Raw genomic sequence first — 19,502 nt, forward strand, 5'->3', positions numbered from 1 at the left:
TGGCGTTCAGACGCTAAACTACCGCCACGCTCCCAATCAGCAATCCAATCAGGGCGATAAACGAGATATTGGTCGAAAATATCTGCCACTTTATTGCATAGCTGATAGAGCCGATATTGCTCTTCATCATCTTCTAAATAGTGTCTTAAGGGGGCAAACTCTTCCCTATCAAGCAGTTCTGGAAGTAACAACATAAACTTCCAACTCATCGCTTCCTTGTTGTACGCAGACCTAGCCGGTACATCACCCAATACATCCGAAAAACAACGCCATAGAAACGAGGCGGGTAAAGGAAAGTCCAGCGAAGCTGCGATACCAGATGAAGCAGCAAGTTCGAGTTTAAGCCACTGCGCCATGCCTGGGCTTTGAACTAAAATCTGTTCAGCCTCGAAAGGATCTGCAAGCGGATCGCGCCGAATCAGCTCAACCAGAAGCTCTTTAAGTACTAATAATGAGTTTGAATGATAGACCTGAAACATTCTGTCCCTGATGAAATAATCATTAATGATGAGTTCAACTTAATTTCCCAAAGCCCTTCAGTTTATTAATCTTATAGACTAATTAAGCAGAAAACTGAGCACTCGTTTTCCATTTAAAAATAGGAAATACCACTGTACTGAACTACGCTTTCATTGTCAGGAAAAAATCATTGAATCTGACTTGGCTCTTAAAATAATAATCACTCCTAAATATCTGGAGCACAGTATGGTCAAAAAAAGCCAAATCCAGTGTATTGACGTCACCCATTTCAGTATTGATAAGAAGAACGATAGCTGTAGTGATGAGGTCTTAAGTGGTAATGAGAATCTACAAGAAAAAACAGTCAACAAAAACGCAAACAAACGTTCTCAAAAGTCTCATAGTTCTAAATAGTGCAGCTCAAGAAAATATCAATAGAATTTACTTAGGACAGTAAACTTGGAAGCTGTAAACTTTGAAGCTGTAAACCTGGAATAATAAAATAACAGTATTCAACTAGACGAAGGTTCGTCTGGGACCGCTAAGCTACCAAACCCCTCCTCTTCACTCCAATAATCACGGCCCTGCTCAACCCTTACCACACCTTTAAAGCGCTGTTGAAGATATTCAACGGCATCTGGCAATGTATCGATATCACACAGAATTACGCCACCGCGATCATTATCTGTAGAAAAAAGGTAACTCTTCATATTCTCTCCATTTAAGGAGACGAATCATTACACAGAGAGAGAAAAGGTTAAACCGCTACGATGCAGTTTTTACCCTGTTTTTTGGCTTTATAAAGCCCCTGATCAGCACGGCTCATGATTGTCTGCACATTATCTCCTGTGACAAACGCGGTGACACCAATACTTGCAGTTGAATGATATTTCTTTCCGCTTGGTAAGTTAAACTGATAACTATCTAAACTCTCTCGCACACGCTCAGCAACAAGCATTGCACCTTCAAGATCTGTCAAAGGCAATAATATGGCAAACTCTTCTCCACCATAACGATAGCCGCTATCAATCGAGCGCAAGGAAGCCCTAACTAAGGCCCCAAACGTTTCTAAAACTTTGTCACCCATTAGATGGCCATAACTATCATTCAGATTTTTAAAATCATCTAAATCAAAAAAACAAAGGGTGAACATATGCTGATAGCGACGAGCAGTTTCCAATGCATGTTCTAACTGATCATAAAAATGACGGGAATTATGAAGTCCAGTTAAGCTATCTGTAATACTTAACTCTTTATAGATACGCTCGCGCTCAAGAAGTTCGAATTCAGCCTTTTTTCGCGTGCTAATAATCTCAAAGGTCTCAAGGGAACCTATCAACTCACCGTCATCACTCATAATGCTAGATGCAGTAAAGTGTAACCATTCACCTTCAGCACCACATTCTGGGAAAAAATCCTCTACCTCATAAGCATCTTCAATCAAGCCTGATCGCGTATACTTATTTGTATAGTAGTGTTTAACATCTTCATCCCTTCCCCCCTCAACTATCAAATCCGCTAAGCAAGGTCTAGGAGAGGAATAAAAGGGTTTCCAATGATTGCGTGTTCCGACCATCTCTTCACGACTGTAACCACTGAGTTTTTCTAAAGCAGAATTCCAGTGCTGAATCACATGATCTTTGTCGATAATAAAGGTGGGTGATGCAAGGCGATCAAGCACCTTTTTTAACATCATGTGCTCAGAGCTGTTCCAAACCGAAGAAGAGCTTGAAACAGTAAAATTTGAAGAAGCTTGATTACCCACTGTGTCCAGCGCACTGGATAACGGTTTAACTTTGGATTCCATAGTAACAACAACTACCTGCAAAATAGTTTGAATACAAATTCAAACGTGGATAAAGATCATAACAACAGACAAACCGTCCGACCTTTCACATCAATGCGGCTATCCATAATTAACTTTAGTCCATTATTCAGCATTATAAAGGAGAACATTGCGTTTTAAGGTCAGACAATATAACAACTGTTCAAGAACTAATAATTTAGACTTAGGCCGCAGTTGCAAAAATAAATTGTAACCAAACCCTTTCAAACAACTTTTTGCGATTAGCGCAAGACTGTCACAGTAAGAGAAACACGCTCGAGAAATACATTAGAGGCCACGAATATTTCGTTATAATGTAATTATAGAAAAGAGAAGGCAAGCTAAAAATAATCTTGAGTATTCCAAAATGTAACAGGATCACAACGATCTACATAGATTCCATTAGCAAAGCATAAAACAGAACCTGGCGAAATCATCTCTCCCTCATTTAAAAGGCTGCGACTAGCAACGATAAGGGTATCCGCATTTTCTTCAGCTGTAATAGTCAGAGGCAGTTCTCCTTTAAGCTGAATGCTACGTCCTGAAATTTGCTTATACACAAGCGGCTCTAATCCTTCGTTTAAAGATGAATAAGCAAACAACATCTCTCCATCCCAATGGATAAAGTTATGCAGGCCTAATTTATCTAATCGACCGGCATGGTCAGCCATTAATGCTAAGCGCATCTCATGATCAGGCCGCCCCTCTTTCCATAGTTTCCTTGTTCGCTCCTGCAACAAACAAAACGCACGCTCTTGATCATTACAACTCAGCGGCCACTGGTCGCCAATAGGAAAACGCTCTCCATCATGAATACCAGGCAACTCCCCCGACATAGAAAACACACAATTTGAACCACGCTGAGGTCGAGAATAAGGTTGTATGTCAGCCGCTTCAATAGGCTCGTCGGGATAAAAAGTTACAGCCCATAAATCCGAAGAACACTTTGATAGAAAGCCATTTTTCTGATGAAGCTGCATTAGACCCTCAACTTCCGATCTACCCATTGCGGTATACCGTTGCGGGTTCATCTCGCTAATAGAGCTAATACCCAAAGCTTGGCAATTAAAAGGAGAGCTTATAGACGAGTTATTCAACAAGCCCTGCTCTAAATCAAACTCTACTTTAACTGGAGCCGAACTCTGTATCGTAAACAGAAGCGGTGAGGAATCCATCTATACCTATTCTTTTGTAGGTTAATATCAACAGCCCCATTCATCTCTAGAATAGAAGGACCAAAGCTATAAACTGAGATTAGCACTTTTAGTCTCGGTGCGACCAATAAAGTAAAGAATAGCAATCGCCCAAAGAATAAGAGGCAATACAATCCAGTTCATCGCTTGCCAACCTAATGAAGCTTCTAACCATCCGGCTGAAAGAGCAGAAAGCGTCACCATACTAAAAACAATAAACTCATTCGCTGCTTGGGATTTGGCTTTTTCAGCAGGACGATAAGTCTCCGTCAATAACTGAGTGGCACTAATAAACATAAAGTTCCAACCCATTCCCAAAAACAACAGCGCTGTCCAAAAGTGCCATTCACTGACACCCAACAGATTGATCCCAATGCACCCCAGCATAAAGGCAGCTCCAAGGTACATCATAGGATACAGTCCAAAACGGTTAATCAAACTTCCGGTAAAAAATGAAGGCGCAAACATACCTAAAACATGCCACTCAATAACATTCGCAGCTTGTGAAAAAGTGAATCCACAACGCGCCATGGCTAAAGGCGTAGCGGTCATCAATAGGTTCATTACGACATAGCTCACCATCGCAACCATCACCGCCACAATGAATACGGGCTGCATAAGGATCTGCTTTAAAGGCCGTTGTGCCTCTTTCACTTCAGACATAGGCTGATGAGGGATATGGGTAAAAAACAGCATTAATAATGCGATAGAGTAAAGGCAAAACAAACCGAGAAAAGCACCGCTAAAGGCCGTACCAGGTAATAGATCCTGACTGTAAACAGCCAGCTGAGGGCCAACAACAGCAGCAATAACACCACCCGCCATCACAAATGAGATAGCCTTACTCTTTTGCGCTTCTGAGCAAACCTCAACCGCCGCAAAACGATATAAGGTGCCGAAACCTATCCCGACCCCTAATAAAAATGTACCTGCGGAAAAGAGATAAAAGAGCTTTTCATCAAGCGCATACATACAGACTAACGCCCCAGAGATCCCTACGCAGTTACCTAGATAAAAACCATTTTTACGCCCTATACGACGCATAATCAGAGACGCCGGAATCGTCGCTATCATCAAGCCAATAAACTGAGTAGCAACAGCAAAGGTCGTTAAGACAGGGCTAGACGCTAAGCTTTGGCCAATTAAAGCCACTACAGACACCAACAATACATTGCCTGTCGTAAGTAGCGCCTGACAGATAGAAAGTAAAAAAACATTCTTATTCATATGCTTTCCTTACCTATACCTTTCATCACAATTCTTTCCATAGCAGTACTTTCCATAGCAGTACTTTCGAGAGTAAGAGGGCCACTCTCCAAAGAAGTCGGTGCTGCTGACCGATCTTGATACTGTTTTCCAAAGCGATCTCGGTATTCACTAGGGTTAACACCCAATCGACGCAAAAATACTCGACGTAGATTATCCGCAGAGCTAAAGCCACTGCGCTGAGCAACCTGTTCTATACTCAAATCACTTTCACTGACCAGTTCTTGCGCTAAGTTTAGGCGCATGTTTTCTATATATACCGCAGGAGAGCAATCACAACTTTCCTTAAATAATCTAAATAAGTGCCGTTCACTCACACAGCAATGTTCAGCGAGGCTCTCTAAGCCCAAGTTTTCTTTCAAGTTTTTCTGTATATACGCTTGAGCTTTAGCGACGGCCCCACTCGCTTTATTTTGCGCTTCAAGTTGCCAACTGAACTGAGCCTGCCCTCCTGGACGTTTAACAAACACGACCAATTCCCGCGCAACATCCATTGCAATAGCATGACCAAAATCCTCCTCAACTAAGGCAAGCGCCAGATCAATTCCAGACGTCACACCCGCCGAGGTATACAGATTGCCCTCTTGCAACCAAATAGCATCGGCTTCGACCTCAATAGCTTCATAGTCTTTTGCCAAACGTTTACATGCTTTCCAATGGGTGACCGCTTTTTTCCCCTGTAAAAGCCCAGCTTCAGCTAGCAGGAAAGCGCCACTGCACACCGAAGCAATTCGATTTACTTGGTATGATGCATCTTGGACCCATTGAATAAGAGGCTGGTTGTCGAGTAAAGGAAACACCCCTCGTCCACCGGACAGAAGAAGCGTATCGACATGTTGAATATCAGAATAGACAGCATCAGGCAGAATTTTAATGCCTGAATTGGTCACAATAGGATCAGTATCTAAACCAAGAACTTGAAGCTGGTAGGCTTGATAACCTAACGCGGAGTTCGCAGAAGAGAATACCTGCAAGGGTCCTGTCAGATCTAACACCTGACAATTATTAAAGCCTAAGGCCGCAACTGTTTTCATGAGCGCTCCTAAAAAGGATGGCTGAACTATGTCAAACAGTATCCCTTAGAAGCGCAATGTCCTCAATGACTCATATCCGTCAATTTAGGACATTATCTTCACTAAATTATGCTTACAAAGACAACAGATCAATCTTCTCAGGATTGAAGCTTTGTACCGCATTGGCTGGATCGGCTGGGGTTTCAGGGCGATGGGCTGTTTCAGTACCCGGTACAATACCGTGAGCATATCCCTGTTGAAGACCTTTAAAATCAAACAGTTCCGTATCTGCCAAATGGGAAGGAACGACATGCTGCAATGAACGGAACATGGTTTCGATACGACCCGGGAATTTTTTATCCCATGTTTGCAGCATCTCTTTGATGACTTGGCGCTGTAGATTTTCCTGCGACCCACATAAATTACAAGGGATGATAGGGAAACCTTTGAGCTCAGCAAACGCTTCAATATCTTTTTCACGCGCATAAGCCAAAGGCCTGATAACCGTATTTTTACCATCATCAGATACAAGCTTCGGTGGCATCGATTTAAGCTTTCCGCCATAAAACATGTTCAAGAAAAGTGTCTCTAAAATATCATCACGATGATGGCCTAAAGCAATTTTTGTTGCGCCAATCTCTTCGGCAAAGCCATAAAGCGAACCACGGCGAAGTCGAGAACATAATGCACAGGTAGTTTTCCCTTCCGGCACCACTTCTTTAACGATCGAATAAGTATCTCGCTCAAGAATATGGAAAGGCACACCAATAGATTCTAGATAAGCAGGAAGAATATCTTCTGGAAAACCCGGCTGCTTTTGATCCAAATTAACAGCGACGAGTTCAAAGTTGACCGGCGCACTCCGCTGTAGATTCATGAGAATATCCAGCATTGCGTAGGAGTCTTTACCTCCAGAAAGGCAGACCATAACCTTGTCGCCCTCCTCAATCATATTAAAATCCTCGATCGCTTTACCCATCTCCCTGCGAAGGCGTTTCTGCAGTTTATTCTGACGGATACGAAGCTTTTTCTGCTCAGCTGCTTGCAGCTCTTCAGCAGTAGGATCTTTTGATTCAGGGGTGCTGTTCTGGTTCATGTTCGGCGCGGCCATAGACTATCAGTAATATAAGGACGCGGATTATACATCAACCGTTGAAGTGATACACTTTAGTATCGAGTTTCCAATTTAGTTACGGTAGAAAAGGACATTAAGGATGACAAACCCAACATCTAAACTTGTATCTCTTTGTATCAGCGTATTCATGTTATGCATGAGCACACTGTCATTCGCGTCTCCTGTTCTCAAGCTTACCTATAAAGGTGATTTTGACTCCAACTATGACAAAGTGAGCCAAGCTCTGGAAGATAACCGCTTTTACGTTATCTTTGAGCCCAATATTGGACGTTCAATCTCAAGCTTTAAAGAGCGCTGGGGAGAAGATTATAATAAGAATGGGTTTGAAGCCGTTCGCAGCATCGTATTTTGCAACCCTTGGTACGTAAACCAAGTACTCAACAAAGACCCTGAAATGGCTGCTTTATGTCCTCTATCAGTTACGCTACTTCACAAAAACAACCAAACCGAGCTGATGTTTCTGAGACCTGGCCAACTTAAACCAGAAAGTCCTGCGCAAGATATTCTATTAGAGTTAGAAAACGATATCGTAAAAGCGCTTAAGCAAGCTCAAACTGACAATTAACCATTAAACTCAAGAGATTTACTGCGCACTCTTCCAGTTAATCTCTTGAGCCGTTTGCTCTCCGACAATAACATCCTGCAAGCTATCAGGCATGACCGATTCGGTTCTGTTTATAGGAACCCTACCACCCATAATTTCAGCTTTATTTTGAGGAAGTAAAGGCTCTAAGCCCGGCGCAGCATAACCATGCGGCCACAACGGCTGATTAGTCGACAGATCATATTTGTCACTTGCCCCTAACGTGTGTAAAAGTTCGTGGGTGATCACAAAACCATTTTGCGCTTGATAATCGATACTCGCAAAACCATTAACCACACCGATCATGCCCTTTTGCAGCCCTAAAGAGTGCTCAAGCACTTGTGTATTTTGAATAGAAAAGAGTTTTAAATAGACCTTAATATCTGGTTTAGGTCCTTCCCAGCTATCATGCACCCAGGCCCAGTAACGCATCTGTAAGCTCCATAATACGCTTTCTAGAATACTGGCATTTTTAGGAGGTTTAGGCAGAATGCCATCCACAAGCGGCGCTAGATAAACTTCGATGGGGCGCTCTAACTTAACCCCGTAACGTTGGGCTTCACGATTGATGAAAATCTCAATATCTTCAAAATGCTCTCGCTCTAAGGCATTGATAAATAACTGAGTATCAGAACGTCTATCGGCGTTAATCGGATAAATAATCAGCCATAAAGGTTCTTGCCAATCCGTTGTCCTCACTTTAGACAGCCAGGCATTCAACGCCACGATAATAAGCACAGCAATAAGAAAGATTAATCTCAATTTTCCCCATAAGCTACGTTGTGACATATTCCCTCATCTGGCGACTCTCCATAGTCATCTAAAGTAAATTGGAAAGACCTGAAAGTGTGCAGTATCAATGGAATTCTATTCAGGCAGCGACTAAAACGGTCGCCTTTTTTAACAATTCTTGCATCTTTTCATTATGCTGCGCGCCCCAAATATTATTAATAATTTGAAGATTGATCCAAAATTCTGGTGTAGTGCCCAACACTTTAGCTAACAAAAATGCAGTCTCTACTGTAATCGCACGCTTATTACCACACAGTTCATTAACTGTTTTCCGACCAACACCCATAGCCTCGGCCAACTGCCCCTGTGTAATATCAAGAGGTTCTAAAAAATCCTCTCTTAACATTACTCCTACACTTGTTGGCTCATGACCAGGTATACGAAATTCAGAAGTCATACCTACCTCACTTATAAGTATGCGGATCAAGGTACACATCGGATGCCTTCCCCGCTTCCCATTTAAAAATCAATCGATATTGTTTGTTAACACGAATAGAACACCAACCTTCTAGGTTGCCACTTAGATGCTCAAACCTATTACCCGGAGGTATCAATAAATCACACTCTGCACAGGCAACATGGATAAAATCCAAGGAACCTACGAACAAGCCCTAAGCTTTCTCAGTGGACAGTAAATTGGCTTAATGCGCGAAAGGTAGCGCGGTGAAATGACGAGTCCTTTTCAAGCTGCCTGACAAGGCAGAAAGTCAATTTAATGTCCACCCTATGGGGCTTCCAGAGCGATCCAATTTCGTCGTTAACAATTTTCGACAGGCAACCAGCATGTCTGTAATCGTTGCCTTGAACTTGAACCGCTCAGTAAGCCTGAGGTGCTTGGGACTTATTCGTAGGTTCCCCAACTTACGTTGCAAGCTTTTCTCTATAGCCTTCTGTATTTTTCGATGATTAACTGCTTTCCAATAATATTCAGAAAGCCAATCATCCTTGAAAGATTTAATCATAAACAAATAGTAGCCTGTATCGATACACGATACAAACAAAAGAAAAATAATCGCCCAATCCGTAGATACTTACCCAGCAATTCTCATAAAGAGTGATTCCATTTAAGGAACCTAAATGAGCATTTTAAATCGACAGCAAAGGGCTAAAATGAATTTAAAAAAACCCAACAATCAGTAAATAGCGTATTGCTTTACCCAGTGTAATCATCAAGAGACTTAAAAGAAAACGGGTTTTGAGCCAACCCGCCATGAAGCACAAAGGGTCACCGATGAGAGGCACCCATGACATAAGCAGAGCAAATGGGCCATATTGAGTTAACCACCGTTGGGCCTGCTGTTGCCTCGGTTTAGAAAAGGACTTTAAAGGAAAGTAATGGGCGATTCCCCACCCCATTAAAAAAGTAACAACACCACCTAAAGCATTCCCTGCCGTTACAGCTAGCCACAAGTGTAAAGGTGAATGAATACCTTCATTGAGCTGCCACGCCAATAAAACCTCTGAGCCTCCGGGCAGCAACGTAGCGGATATAAAGCCACTTACGAATAGTGCCGTTAAACTCAAATCATCCATCAGTATCTATCACTCACGAAGCATCCATCCCCGCTTTGATACAACGCAAAACACCCATCTCATACACACCGGCTAACGCCTCATGAACAGGTTTGAGTGCTTGGCCAAACTCTGATTGGCAATCCAATATAGTCTGTTCAATATTTTTAAATTCGTTATCCGGCAATTCCACTACATCTTTAACCGGTAACTCACCTTTCGCAATGGATTGAGCAAGATGAGCATAAATAGCATTCACCGAAAGATGCTGCTGACGAGAAACTTGGTCAACTGTCATGCCCGTTTTGTAGAGAAGCACTGACTCCTGCGCTTGTGTTGCTACTTCATCTTTACCACTGTCTTCATGGGCTTCAATCGCTTGAATAAACTCAGCACCGTACAGATCGAGTTTACGCTCACCGACACCATTTAAACGTCTAAATTGATCCGGCGTTTGCGGGCGGTACATCACCATCTCCATCAACGTCGCATCATGGAAGATCACATAAGGAGGCACATCCTGCTCTTTCGATAACCGTTTACGTACCTCTTTAAGATCATTCCATAAGGTATAATCTTCCGCCTCTAATTTACTCTGAGGTACTTGGTTCTTACGGTATGGGGTGTGCTGACGCTGATCTTTACGCAGTTGGATCGATTCTTCGCCTTTTAATAAAGGTCGACAACGATCCGTAAGATGAAGCACACCATGCTGATCAACATTAACGCCTAAATGCCCACGGGCAACGAGCTGGCGAAATACTGAACGCCACTGGTTTTTATCTAGATCTTTACCAATACCCCATGTTGATAACTTATGATGCTGGAAACGCTCGGTTTTCTCATTTGGCTTACCTAATAAGATATCAACCACATGATTAACACCAAAACTCTGACCCGAACGATAGACCGCAGACAATGCCTTTCTAGCCGCTTCCGTACCATCCCATACTGGAACGGGTTCTAAACAGGTATCACAATTGCCACAAGGCTCATGTTCCGATTCACCAAAATAGCTCAATAAGACTTGTCGCCGGCAAGTGGTGATTTCACATAAACCTAACATCGCTTCAAGCTTTTGTTGTTCAACAATTTTCTGCTCTACAGGCGCTTGAGAACCTTCTAACATCTGACGCAGGAAGATTACATCTTGCAGGCCATAAACCATCCAGGCATCAGCGGGTTGACCATCACGACCGGCTCGCCCCGTTTCTTGATAGTAGGCTTCGATGCTTTTAGGCAGATCTAAATGAGCAACAAAACGTACATTCGGTTTATCGATGCCCATACCAAACGCAACAGTGGCCACCATAAGGATGTTTTCTTCAGTTAGAAAACGGTGCTGATTATGGCTACGTAGATCGGCACGTAGACCCGCATGATAAGGCAACGCATTGAAACCCTGCTCTGCTAACCATGCAGCCGTATCTTCAACACGTTTGCGTGACAAGCAATACACTATGCCTGAAGCTTTGGGGTGCTCATTTTTGAGAAACTTAAGCAGCTGTTGTTTTGCCTTATCCTTTTGACCGATTCGATAACGTATATTCGGACGATCAAACCCCTGAATAAACTCAACGGGATTATTTAGCCCAAGTCGATCGACTATCTCTTCTTGGGTACGCTGATCAGCGGTTGCGGTCAGTGCAATTCGTGGCACGCCGGGAAACAATTCCGCTAGCTGGCTCAATTGTAGGTATTCGGGACGGAAATCATGCCCCCATTGAGAAACGCAGTGCGCTTCATCAATCGCAAACAACGCAATTTCACACTCTTTGAGCAGAGATAAGGTTCGCGGCTGAAGCAATCGTTCAGGCGCAATATAAAGTAGATCAAGTCCTCCCGAACGAAGCTGGTGCTCCATCTCATTTATTAATGAGAAATCCATACTGGAATTGAGGCAACCGGCTCGTATCCCCCATTGAGATAATGCAGTCACTTGATCTTGCATCAATGCGATTAAAGGCGAGACGACGATTGCCGTTCCTGAACGCATTAACGCAGGTAATTGGTAGCACAGTGATTTGCCGCCCCCGGTAGGAACAACCACTAAAGCATCGGAGCCATTAACGAGGGTATCAACCACCTCGGCTTGGGGCTCACGAAACTGATCGTAACCGAATACGTCTTGAAGGATTTGCAGGGCAGTAGGAGTCATGCGCCGGATTATCCAGAAAGCCACCCAATTTGTCACTCAAATAGCGGAGCAAGCCGCGAATAACTCCATATAAACCTGCCTTCAATGCAACAAAGCTGCTGCTAAATATGACTAAGGAACCTACGAATAAGTTTCAAGCACCTCAGGCTTAGGACTTGTTCGTAGGTTCCTAAACAGGATAAAATCGAGCTCATAATCTTTTATGGAATATTTTCATGTCACTTACTGCAGCGAATACCCTGACCGACTCAGAATTGGATAAGCTGGATGATTTCCTCTATTCAGACCATGTATCCGAAGACTGCCTTGACCTTATCGGTGTGCACGGCCTGTTTTGTGCTTTAAATATCAGCCCAGCACCTCTAGCAGAAGAGACCTGGTTAGAGCTTGTTTTCGATGAGACGCCAAAGTGGGAATCAGAAGCACAGCAGGTTGAGATTATGTCTCTTCTAAAACGCTTCTACAGCAGCATCGGCGCTAACTTCTATCGCGATGGTGAGATCGATCTTCCATGTGAACTGTCATTAGATCCTGAAGAAGATGAAGATATCGCACCATTAGCGTGGTGGTCACAAGCCTTTATGGAAGGTGTATTCACACAGGAAGATAATTGGTTTGCGAACAAAGCTGACGATGATGTTGCCCAAATGCTACTACCCGTTATGGTCGCATCGGAGCTATTTGAAGAAGCTGACATCGCTAAGATTCGTGATGATGAGAACTTATGCGCAGAGATGTGCTCACAGATCCCTGAGCTGTTAGTAGATCTTTACCTTCACTTCCATGCACCAGAAAAGTAAGCAAAAGCATTAGATAATACTAAGTACAGGTTGCGCAGCTCGTAAGCGCGACCTGTACGATCTACTTACCTCCAGTCAATAAAGTAACTCATCAAACCTTTAATTGATTATTTCGATCTCTAGATTGGCGAATTAAACCATCGCCTTGATCATTCGGCCCCAGCTTAGCAATGCGATCATACAATACCACATTGACTGTCGCGGCTAAGTTCATGCATCCCACCGTCGGAATGTAGATAACATCTTCACACCAAGCGACTATATCTTTATCAATTGAGCGATCTTCAGGACCAAAAATGTAATACGCATTTTCAGGGTGCTTATAATCGATCAACGATGTAGCGCCTTCAACCAGTTCTATAGCAACAGGTCTTGCACCTTTAGGCAGTGATTGTTTAAACGACTCAACATGATCAAGCGGAATACGCTCTGCGGCTTTACGAGTATCAGTCTGTAAGCGGCGTCCGTGCTCAGTCGCCTTATTAAAACGATTCCCTGTATAAGTAACAGATTGGGCGTTATAGCACCCCACCGCTCTCATAACAGCACCAACATTTTCCGGGCTTTTAGGGTCAGTTAATCCAATATGGGCTTGTCGTATCTCTGGCATCACATCTGGCTTTAGCAAAAAATGGTAGGCGGAATTTTATAGTATTTAATCCGCTAGCGACATCACAAGTGATGACGGGATTCTTTTAAAGGGGATCTAACTAATTCTATATAGGGAAAGCAAGAGCGTGTTCGATATCAAACCAGCTAATCTACGACTTAAATAGATAAGTTTTATGTGAATAATAAGTTCCCTTACTTTTCATGAACCATTACTCTATATCTCTCTTCTGGCTTTATTAGTGACAGGACAAAACAAATGAATACAAACATCTCAACCAAGGTCTACCAACTATTAGGCGTATTCATTGCTCTTCTTCTTGTGCAAGCAGGAATACTTTTTTATCAAACAAATAACGTTACGGAAGAATCATCAAAACTGATGAACCAGAAGCTTCCGTTGCTTCTCAAAGCCAAAGATCTCCAGATGTCTGTTGTTCAAGTTCAGCAATGGCTAACAGACATAAGCGCCACACGGGGCTTAGACGGATTGAATGACGGCTTTGACGTAGCTAAAGAACAGGCAGAAAAATTCCACAAAATCATTGATAGCATCAGCCAGTTAGACCCCCAACATAAAAGTGATTACCAAACGCTTAAACCTATATTCGATAACTACTATCAAACGGGCATCAGCATGGCCACCGCTTATGTCGAGCAAGGCCCAGCCGGTGGTAACAGAATGATGTCAAGCTTTGATGATGCTGCTAGCGCAATCAATATCCAAGTCGATACAGCAGTGCAACGCATCACTAAAACTGTCAATGCCGATCTACAGCATGCAGTTGAAAGTTCAAAGCAGAGCCAGTTAACAGTATTGGCCGTTTTTTTAGGGTGTTGTTTATTTACCTTATTGGCGCTCCGCTTTACACGCTCTGCCATTATAAATCCGCTATACAAACTGCGTGACACTGTAAAAAGCTTAGCCAGCCAAGGTGACAATGAAATCCAGCCAATTTCACATCAGGACCTTCCTCAGAATGAGATAGGTCAAACGTATTTTGCGCTAAATGAGTTGATAGAAAAATTACAAGCCAAAGCAGCTGAAGAAAGAGCGATAGCCACCGACAACGGGCGTATCAAAAAAGCATTAGATGTGTGCCATGCAAACGTAATGGTTGCCGATAAGAATCTGAACATCATCTACCATAACGATGCATTGGTTGAAATGATGGAGAAAGCCACTGACGCCATTCAAACCCAATTACCTAATTTTGATCCACACACCTTAGTTGGCAGTAATATTGATCAGTTCCATTACAAACCAGAAAAACAGCGTAGTCTGCTGGCAACACTGACATCCACTTATACAGCGGAAATAGATCTCGGTGGCCGCATTATGATTCAAATCGTGACTCCCGTTATAGATAATGGTCAACATGAAGGCTTCGTTGTTGAATGGGAGGACATTACTGAAGAACGAGATATCGAAGACCAAATACAAACCCTTGTCTCCGAAGCCGCTCATGGTAATTTAACAAATCGAATCGATTTATCTGATAAGAGTGGTTTCTTTAAAAGACTAGCTTCGGAGCTCAATGATTTGATGGAGGTCACCGACACAGCCCTTCATGATGTTGTGTCTATGCTTAGTAAGATGTCACAAGGCGATTTAAGTAACCGCTTAGATAATAGCTACAAAGGGGTGTTTGGCCAACTATGTGGCGATGCCAATAACATGGTAGAAAAACTTACCAGTGTCGTCTCTGATCTTAACAATTCATCAGAAAATGTCGCGACAAGTGCCAATGAACTTGCCAGCGCGAACAATTCACTTCAAGCACGTACCGAGAGCCAAGCTTCCGGCCTTGATCAAACTGCATCTAGCATGGAAGAGATCACAGCAACCGTGCAGCAAACCTCGGCTAACACCAGCAATGTTGCAGATATGATCAACAATGCGGCTAGAACGGCTTTCGAAGGTGAGCAATCCGTAGGCAAAGTAATTGAAGCGATGGATTCTATTCAAGAAGCCAGCGGGCAGATCGACAAAATTATTATTGTTATCGATGAGATCGCCTTCCAAACCAATTTATTGGCATTAAATGCCGCAGTAGAAGCCGCACGCGCAGGGGAAAGCGGTAGAAGCTTTGCGGTTGTCGCTAGCGAAGTTCGGAACCTAGCACAGCGTTCTGCCTCAGCCGCAGGTAATATTAAGAGTCTAATTACCGATAGCGTAAAACGAGTGAATGTTGGCGTAGAGCGTGTTCAGCACTCTGGTGAAGTTCTAAACGAACTGATTGGTTGCATGAAAGAAGTTAAAGAGTTAGTTGATACCGTTTCTGTCGCTACGCAAGAACAGTCAACGGGGGTCTTGCAAATAAACAAAACCGTATCCAGTTTGGATGAAGCCACCCAGCAGAACTCCGCGCTCGTAGAAGAACTTGCAGCAACGGCTTCTGACTTAGCCAGCCAAGCCGGTGAGGTAAAAAATTCTCTATCTTTTTTTAAAACCTAATAGTGAATTAGGCAAGCTGTACATAAGTAAAGCTTGCCGTTATCAAACCAATCGCTCCATCTTCAAAGCATTGCTCTACGCTTTACCCAAAATGTGCCAGCCAACGTTGCGCTAACTCTCTTCTTTCCGTGTTGGGGAGCGGTTGTAACTCTGCTTTCAGTTCATGAACGTAGAGGTAATTAATCGCTTTGATCACCTCCGCTTGAACAAGATAGATATAAGGGCCGACTTCCGCATTGTGTATAAAATTGATTGCATCACCCCGATTAGCCAAATAAAAGTACTGCCCTAACCTTTCATAACGAGAAATATGTTCAGTGACAGGACTCACCTCAAAGTTGCTATCCGCCCGAGTAAGCTCAAGCTCATCATCTGAAGAGGTCACGGAAAAAATAAACGCGCCATTTTTGATACGGTTAAAATCATGGTTGCTCAAAGACTGATTTCCTGTGGCACAAAAGATCACATCGCTACTTAATAAAGCATCCTCTTTATTGATCAGATCAAAGCCTCTTGATTTCGCCTCTATCGCACGAATAGGATCAATATCCACCACCTTCGTATTTATATTTTTCTCATGTAAGGCTTTAGCGATAGATCGGCCTATCTTTCCATAGCCAAAAACCACCGCATTCCCACCGTTCATAATATGATGGCATTCACGCATTAACGCTTCAGCCGAATACACAATGGACTGGCCAGTCAAATAATCTTCCGGCCCCTTCAACGGGCTCCGCGCGATAGAAAGCACCGGGACAGGGAGATCCGACAAGTTCTGATAGCGTTGATGTCCATTCTCTGTCACCTCCACCACGCCCAATAACCGAGATGTTAAGCGCTCTGGTAATTGCTTGAGCGAAGAAGAAAAGTAACCTCCAATATCAACCACAATCAGATCCCCTTCCGGCACGTGATCGTTAATAGTCGCCGCTGCAACATCTGGAGACGATATCTGTGAACGCTTCTTAATCACCACATGATAGCGTTCATCAACCATACTTAACGTTTTACGGCTAATACTTTTAGGCTTAGGCAGTACCATAGAAACATTAGCAAAGCGTTCTAAACAGTCGAGGTAAATCGTGGGGGTATCTAAAAGATGCGTCACCACAACCAAACTCAGATTTGTTATTTCTGGCGGCTGGATCTCTTCAAAAAAATGACATCCTTTGATGAACAGGGGATTCATGGTCTTACTCCTATAGATCTAAATACAAATTTCCCCTGTGTAAAAGATTACACAAAGAAAGTACAAACAATTGTTTTAATCAAACGACTGTTTTACTCTCTCACTCTTTATTAATATATAAAACGACACCTATCCGAAATGACCATGAAAACGTGGATACTTCATTCTTTAGCACAAAATAGGATGTGGGAATTTCACTGCTTTCAAATTTAGCGTTATGCTACTGTATAAGCATCAGTCAGTTGAGCGCATGATAAAGTAGAAAGTCATGATAGTTTTTCATCTGCTATAGCGGTGTATATGAAGTCAAAGTCAGAGCTAGATTCGGCTAATAACCAATCAATAGAGTCATCCCTTCTACGTCATACTGATGACCTTGTCTCTATTGTTGATAAAAACTATATCTACCGGGCTATCAGCCGCGGTTATGAGATCTTCTTTGGCTGTACTCAGCAGGATATTCTAGGTAAAAGCGTTTCAGAAGTTCACGGGGAAGATGTCTTTAAAGACGCCATTAAACCCGCCTTAGACAAAACCTTAGCTGGAGAATATGTTCACTTCCAATTTAGCAGGCCTAACCATACTGGAGAAATCCGAAACCTAGATAGCATGCATACGATCTACTCAGGCCCGCTAACAGAAGGCGACGGGGTTGCTGTAGTAGTAAGAGATATAACAGAAACGGTCAAAGCTAATGAAGCACTCCACAATGAGCGACAACTGCTTAATACAATTATCGACTCTATCCCCGACTTCATATTCACCAAAACACCTAGCGGTGTTTATCAAACATGTAATAAAAGCTTTGCTGAGTTTCTTGGTCTATCCAAAGAGCAGATCATAGGAAAGACTGATTATGAATTAATGTCTAAAGCCTCGGCAAAATATATAGCGCAACGTGACGCCGAAGTTAGAAACAACCATGATGCACAACGCGATGATGAGTGGGTCACCTACCAAGACGGCCGTAGACGTTTATTAGATATGCACAAGATGCCCCTGATTAACGAGAACAATACAGACCTAGGTATTTTAGGTGTCGGACGAAACGTCACCTACGAACGGGAAGCCGAACAAAAACTACTTATGGCCGCGTTAGTCTTTGACTCCACACCAGACCCCTGCATTATTTTGGAGGAAACAGGCTTAATCATCTCAAGTAATGATGCTGCACAAAACCAATTCCCAAACCTACAAAACAAAGATAAAAGCCAACATATTAGCGATATCTTTTACTGCGCTGAGGCCAACCTACAAGACCTCAATTCACTCTCGATAGAAAATGGTAACTGGTGCGGTGAAGTCTATAGTAACGACCACGATAGTCATCTCGCCACGGTAAACCTTGTGCAAGGGCAAGCTCGTCAGGCAGATAAGTATGTACTTATGATTCGTGATGAAGGGACCCATCAAAGCTTTGCTGATAACCTCAAAGATAAAGCTTACCAAGATGCGCTGACTGGTTTGCCTAACCGACGTTTATTTTTCTCTCGCTTAGAAAGCGCGCTTATCCGGGCCGAGCGACAATTTACTCAATTGGCAGTGTTTTATATTGATCTAAATAACTTTAAACCGATCAATGATCAATACGGCCACAGCACTGGAGACAAAGCCCTTATCCAAGTTGCAAACCGTTTGAAAAAGCAGTTCCGTTCCAGTGATACGCTTGCTAGGTTAGGTGGTGATGAGTTTGTCGCATTGGTCAATATTGAAAACAAATCACAAGCTAACATCATTGCAGAAAAGGTCCTTAGCAATCTTCAGGCTGAACTAGATTTAGGTAACAACAGACGACCTACCATCTCAGCGAGTATCGGCATAAGCATCTTCCCATCTAACGCCGGCACCGCAGAAGAACTAGTCCACAAAGCAGATGAAGCGATGTACAAAGCCAAACGGGATCCAAACCTGCATTACCTAATTAGTGAAAGCTGAGCCTGTAGGAGCTCAGCCTTTATGCCCGCATGGGTGCTTTGAGCTAATGACACACGGCCCGCTGAAGATATCCTGAAATAGCACAGAAGATCGATTTCTTACCCATTAAAAACCTCGCGCACGGGGTGGCTTCCAACAAGACCTAAAACCTCGCACGCAGGGCGGCTTCCAACAAGACCCACAACCCAAAATCTCGCGCCGGGGCGGCTTCCTGCACCCGGCCCCTGTAGGAGCTCACCCCGTGAGCGAATGATAAACGGCCCACTGAAGAAATCCTGAAATGGCACAGAAGATCGATTTCTTACCCATTAAAAACCTCGCGCACGGGGTGGCTTCCAACAAGACCTAAAACCTCGCGCGAGGGGCGGCTTCCTACAAAACAAAAAATGCTACGGGAAAACTCCCCCTGTAGGAGCTCACCCCGTGAGCGAATGATAAACGGCCCGCTGAAGAAATCCTGAAATAGCACCCAAGGGGCGTATTCTGCCAACGAGACTCTAACCTCTCACGCGCAGAGCGGCTTCCTACAATATAAAAAATGGCACATTATCTGCTTAATTAAATGATCAATTTAT

General features: G+C 43.2%; 19 protein-coding genes. 5 read left to right on the top strand and 14 right to left on the bottom strand.

What is annotated here, in order from left to right:
- Positions 1-479: exodeoxyribonuclease V subunit gamma (locus B4K11_RS12595; protein WP_292959409.1), on the bottom strand; the 479-nt coding region annotated here is incomplete at its 3' end.
- 226 nt (positions 480-705) lie between these two features.
- Here B4K11_RS12595 and B4K11_RS12600 point away from each other — a divergent pair.
- Positions 706-873 (top strand): hypothetical protein, encoded by a 168-nt coding sequence (locus B4K11_RS12600; protein WP_292953047.1) that lies wholly within the window; start codon positions 706-708, stop codon positions 871-873.
- Between the two features lie 98 nt (positions 874-971).
- On the opposite strand, the gene B4K11_RS12605 is transcribed toward B4K11_RS12600, so the two are convergent.
- The 6 genes from B4K11_RS12605 to ttcA form a co-directional block, all read right to left on the bottom strand.
- Positions 972-1,169, bottom strand: coding sequence for a hypothetical protein (locus B4K11_RS12605; RefSeq protein WP_292953050.1), 198 nt, complete (start codon positions 1,167-1,169; stop codon positions 972-974).
- 47 nt (positions 1,170-1,216) lie between these two features.
- Positions 1,217-2,266: a sensor domain-containing diguanylate cyclase gene (locus B4K11_RS12610; RefSeq protein ID WP_292953053.1), complete on the bottom strand. Its 1,050-nt coding sequence runs from the start codon at positions 2,264-2,266 to the stop codon at positions 1,217-1,219.
- A 359-nt stretch (positions 2,267-2,625) separates the two neighbouring features.
- The gene (locus B4K11_RS12615; RefSeq protein WP_292953056.1) at positions 2,626-3,459 is read right to left on the bottom strand and encodes a class II glutamine amidotransferase; all 834 of its coding nucleotides are present in this window, start codon (positions 3,457-3,459) and stop codon (positions 2,626-2,628) included.
- A 66-nt stretch (positions 3,460-3,525) separates the two neighbouring features.
- Positions 3,526-4,704 carry an MFS transporter gene (locus tag B4K11_RS12620; protein WP_292953059.1) on the bottom strand — a complete coding sequence of 393 codons (1,179 nt, stop codon included), beginning with the start codon at positions 4,702-4,704 and terminating at the stop codon, positions 3,526-3,528.
- Positions 4,701-5,777, bottom strand: a complete 1,077-nt coding sequence (locus B4K11_RS12625; protein WP_292953062.1) for a GlxA family transcriptional regulator — start codon at positions 5,775-5,777, stop codon at positions 4,701-4,703. Before B4K11_RS12625 ends, B4K11_RS12620 begins: the two co-directional genes overlap by 4 nt.
- A gap of 112 nt (positions 5,778-5,889) precedes the next feature.
- Positions 5,890-6,852 (bottom strand): tRNA 2-thiocytidine(32) synthetase TtcA, encoded by a 963-nt coding sequence (ttcA, locus tag B4K11_RS12630; RefSeq protein ID WP_292953065.1) that lies wholly within the window; start codon positions 6,850-6,852, stop codon positions 5,890-5,892.
- A gap of 118 nt (positions 6,853-6,970) precedes the next feature.
- Here ttcA and B4K11_RS12635 point away from each other — a divergent pair, with 118 nt between their 5' ends.
- Complete coding sequence (locus B4K11_RS12635) at positions 6,971-7,456, top strand: DUF302 domain-containing protein (RefSeq protein ID WP_292953068.1); 486 nt, start codon at positions 6,971-6,973, stop codon at positions 7,454-7,456.
- 18 nt (positions 7,457-7,474) lie between these two features.
- Here B4K11_RS12635 and B4K11_RS12640 read toward each other — a convergent pair whose 3' ends face one another.
- The 5 genes from B4K11_RS12640 to recQ form a co-directional block, all read right to left on the bottom strand.
- The gene (locus B4K11_RS12640) at positions 7,475-8,263 is read right to left on the bottom strand and encodes a hypothetical protein (protein WP_292953071.1); all 789 of its coding nucleotides are present in this window, start codon (positions 8,261-8,263) and stop codon (positions 7,475-7,477) included.
- Positions 8,264-8,345: 82 nt separating this feature from the next.
- Positions 8,346-8,663: a HigA family addiction module antitoxin gene (locus tag B4K11_RS12645; protein WP_292953074.1), complete on the bottom strand. Its 318-nt coding sequence runs from the start codon at positions 8,661-8,663 to the stop codon at positions 8,346-8,348.
- 7 nt (positions 8,664-8,670) lie between these two features.
- Entirely contained in the window at positions 8,671-8,874 is a 204-nt protein-coding gene (locus tag B4K11_RS12650) for a type II toxin-antitoxin system RelE/ParE family toxin (RefSeq protein ID WP_349675805.1), read from the bottom strand.
- A 508-nt stretch (positions 8,875-9,382) separates the two neighbouring features.
- The gene (locus B4K11_RS12655; protein ID WP_292953077.1) at positions 9,383-9,799 is read right to left on the bottom strand and encodes a YqaA family protein; all 417 of its coding nucleotides are present in this window, start codon (positions 9,797-9,799) and stop codon (positions 9,383-9,385) included.
- Positions 9,800-9,812: 13 nt separating this feature from the next.
- Entirely contained in the window at positions 9,813-11,936 is a 2,124-nt protein-coding gene (gene recQ, locus B4K11_RS12660) for a DNA helicase RecQ (RefSeq protein WP_292953080.1), read from the bottom strand.
- Between the two features lie 215 nt (positions 11,937-12,151).
- Here recQ and B4K11_RS12665 point away from each other — a divergent pair, with 215 nt between their 5' ends.
- Positions 12,152-12,736: a YecA family protein gene (locus tag B4K11_RS12665; RefSeq protein WP_292953082.1), complete on the top strand. Its 585-nt coding sequence runs from the start codon at positions 12,152-12,154 to the stop codon at positions 12,734-12,736.
- 91 nt (positions 12,737-12,827) lie between these two features.
- Here the strand turns inward: B4K11_RS12665 and B4K11_RS12670 are convergent, their stop codons facing one another.
- On the bottom strand, positions 12,828-13,346 hold the full coding sequence (locus B4K11_RS12670; RefSeq protein WP_292953085.1) for an RNA methyltransferase: 519 nt from the start codon (positions 13,344-13,346) through the stop codon (positions 12,828-12,830).
- A gap of 258 nt (positions 13,347-13,604) precedes the next feature.
- Between B4K11_RS12670 and B4K11_RS12675 the strand changes: the two genes are divergently transcribed.
- Positions 13,605-15,803: a methyl-accepting chemotaxis protein gene (locus B4K11_RS12675; RefSeq protein WP_292953088.1), complete on the top strand. Its 2,199-nt coding sequence runs from the start codon at positions 13,605-13,607 to the stop codon at positions 15,801-15,803.
- Between the two features lie 82 nt (positions 15,804-15,885).
- Here B4K11_RS12675 and B4K11_RS12680 read toward each other — a convergent pair whose 3' ends face one another.
- Positions 15,886-16,992 carry an adenosylhomocysteinase gene (locus B4K11_RS12680; protein WP_292953091.1) on the bottom strand — a complete coding sequence of 369 codons (1,107 nt, stop codon included), beginning with the start codon at positions 16,990-16,992 and terminating at the stop codon, positions 15,886-15,888.
- A 300-nt stretch (positions 16,993-17,292) separates the two neighbouring features.
- Between B4K11_RS12680 and B4K11_RS12685 the strand changes: the two genes are divergently transcribed.
- A complete protein-coding gene (locus B4K11_RS12685; protein ID WP_292953094.1) occupies positions 17,293-18,927 on the top strand; it encodes a sensor domain-containing protein in 1,635 nt (544 codons plus the stop codon).
- The last annotated feature ends 575 nt before the right edge of the window (positions 18,928-19,502 follow it).

The organism is Neptuniibacter sp. UBA6509 (genome assembly GCA_002435145.1).
GTDB lineage: Bacteria > Pseudomonadota > Gammaproteobacteria > Pseudomonadales > Balneatricaceae > Neptuniibacter.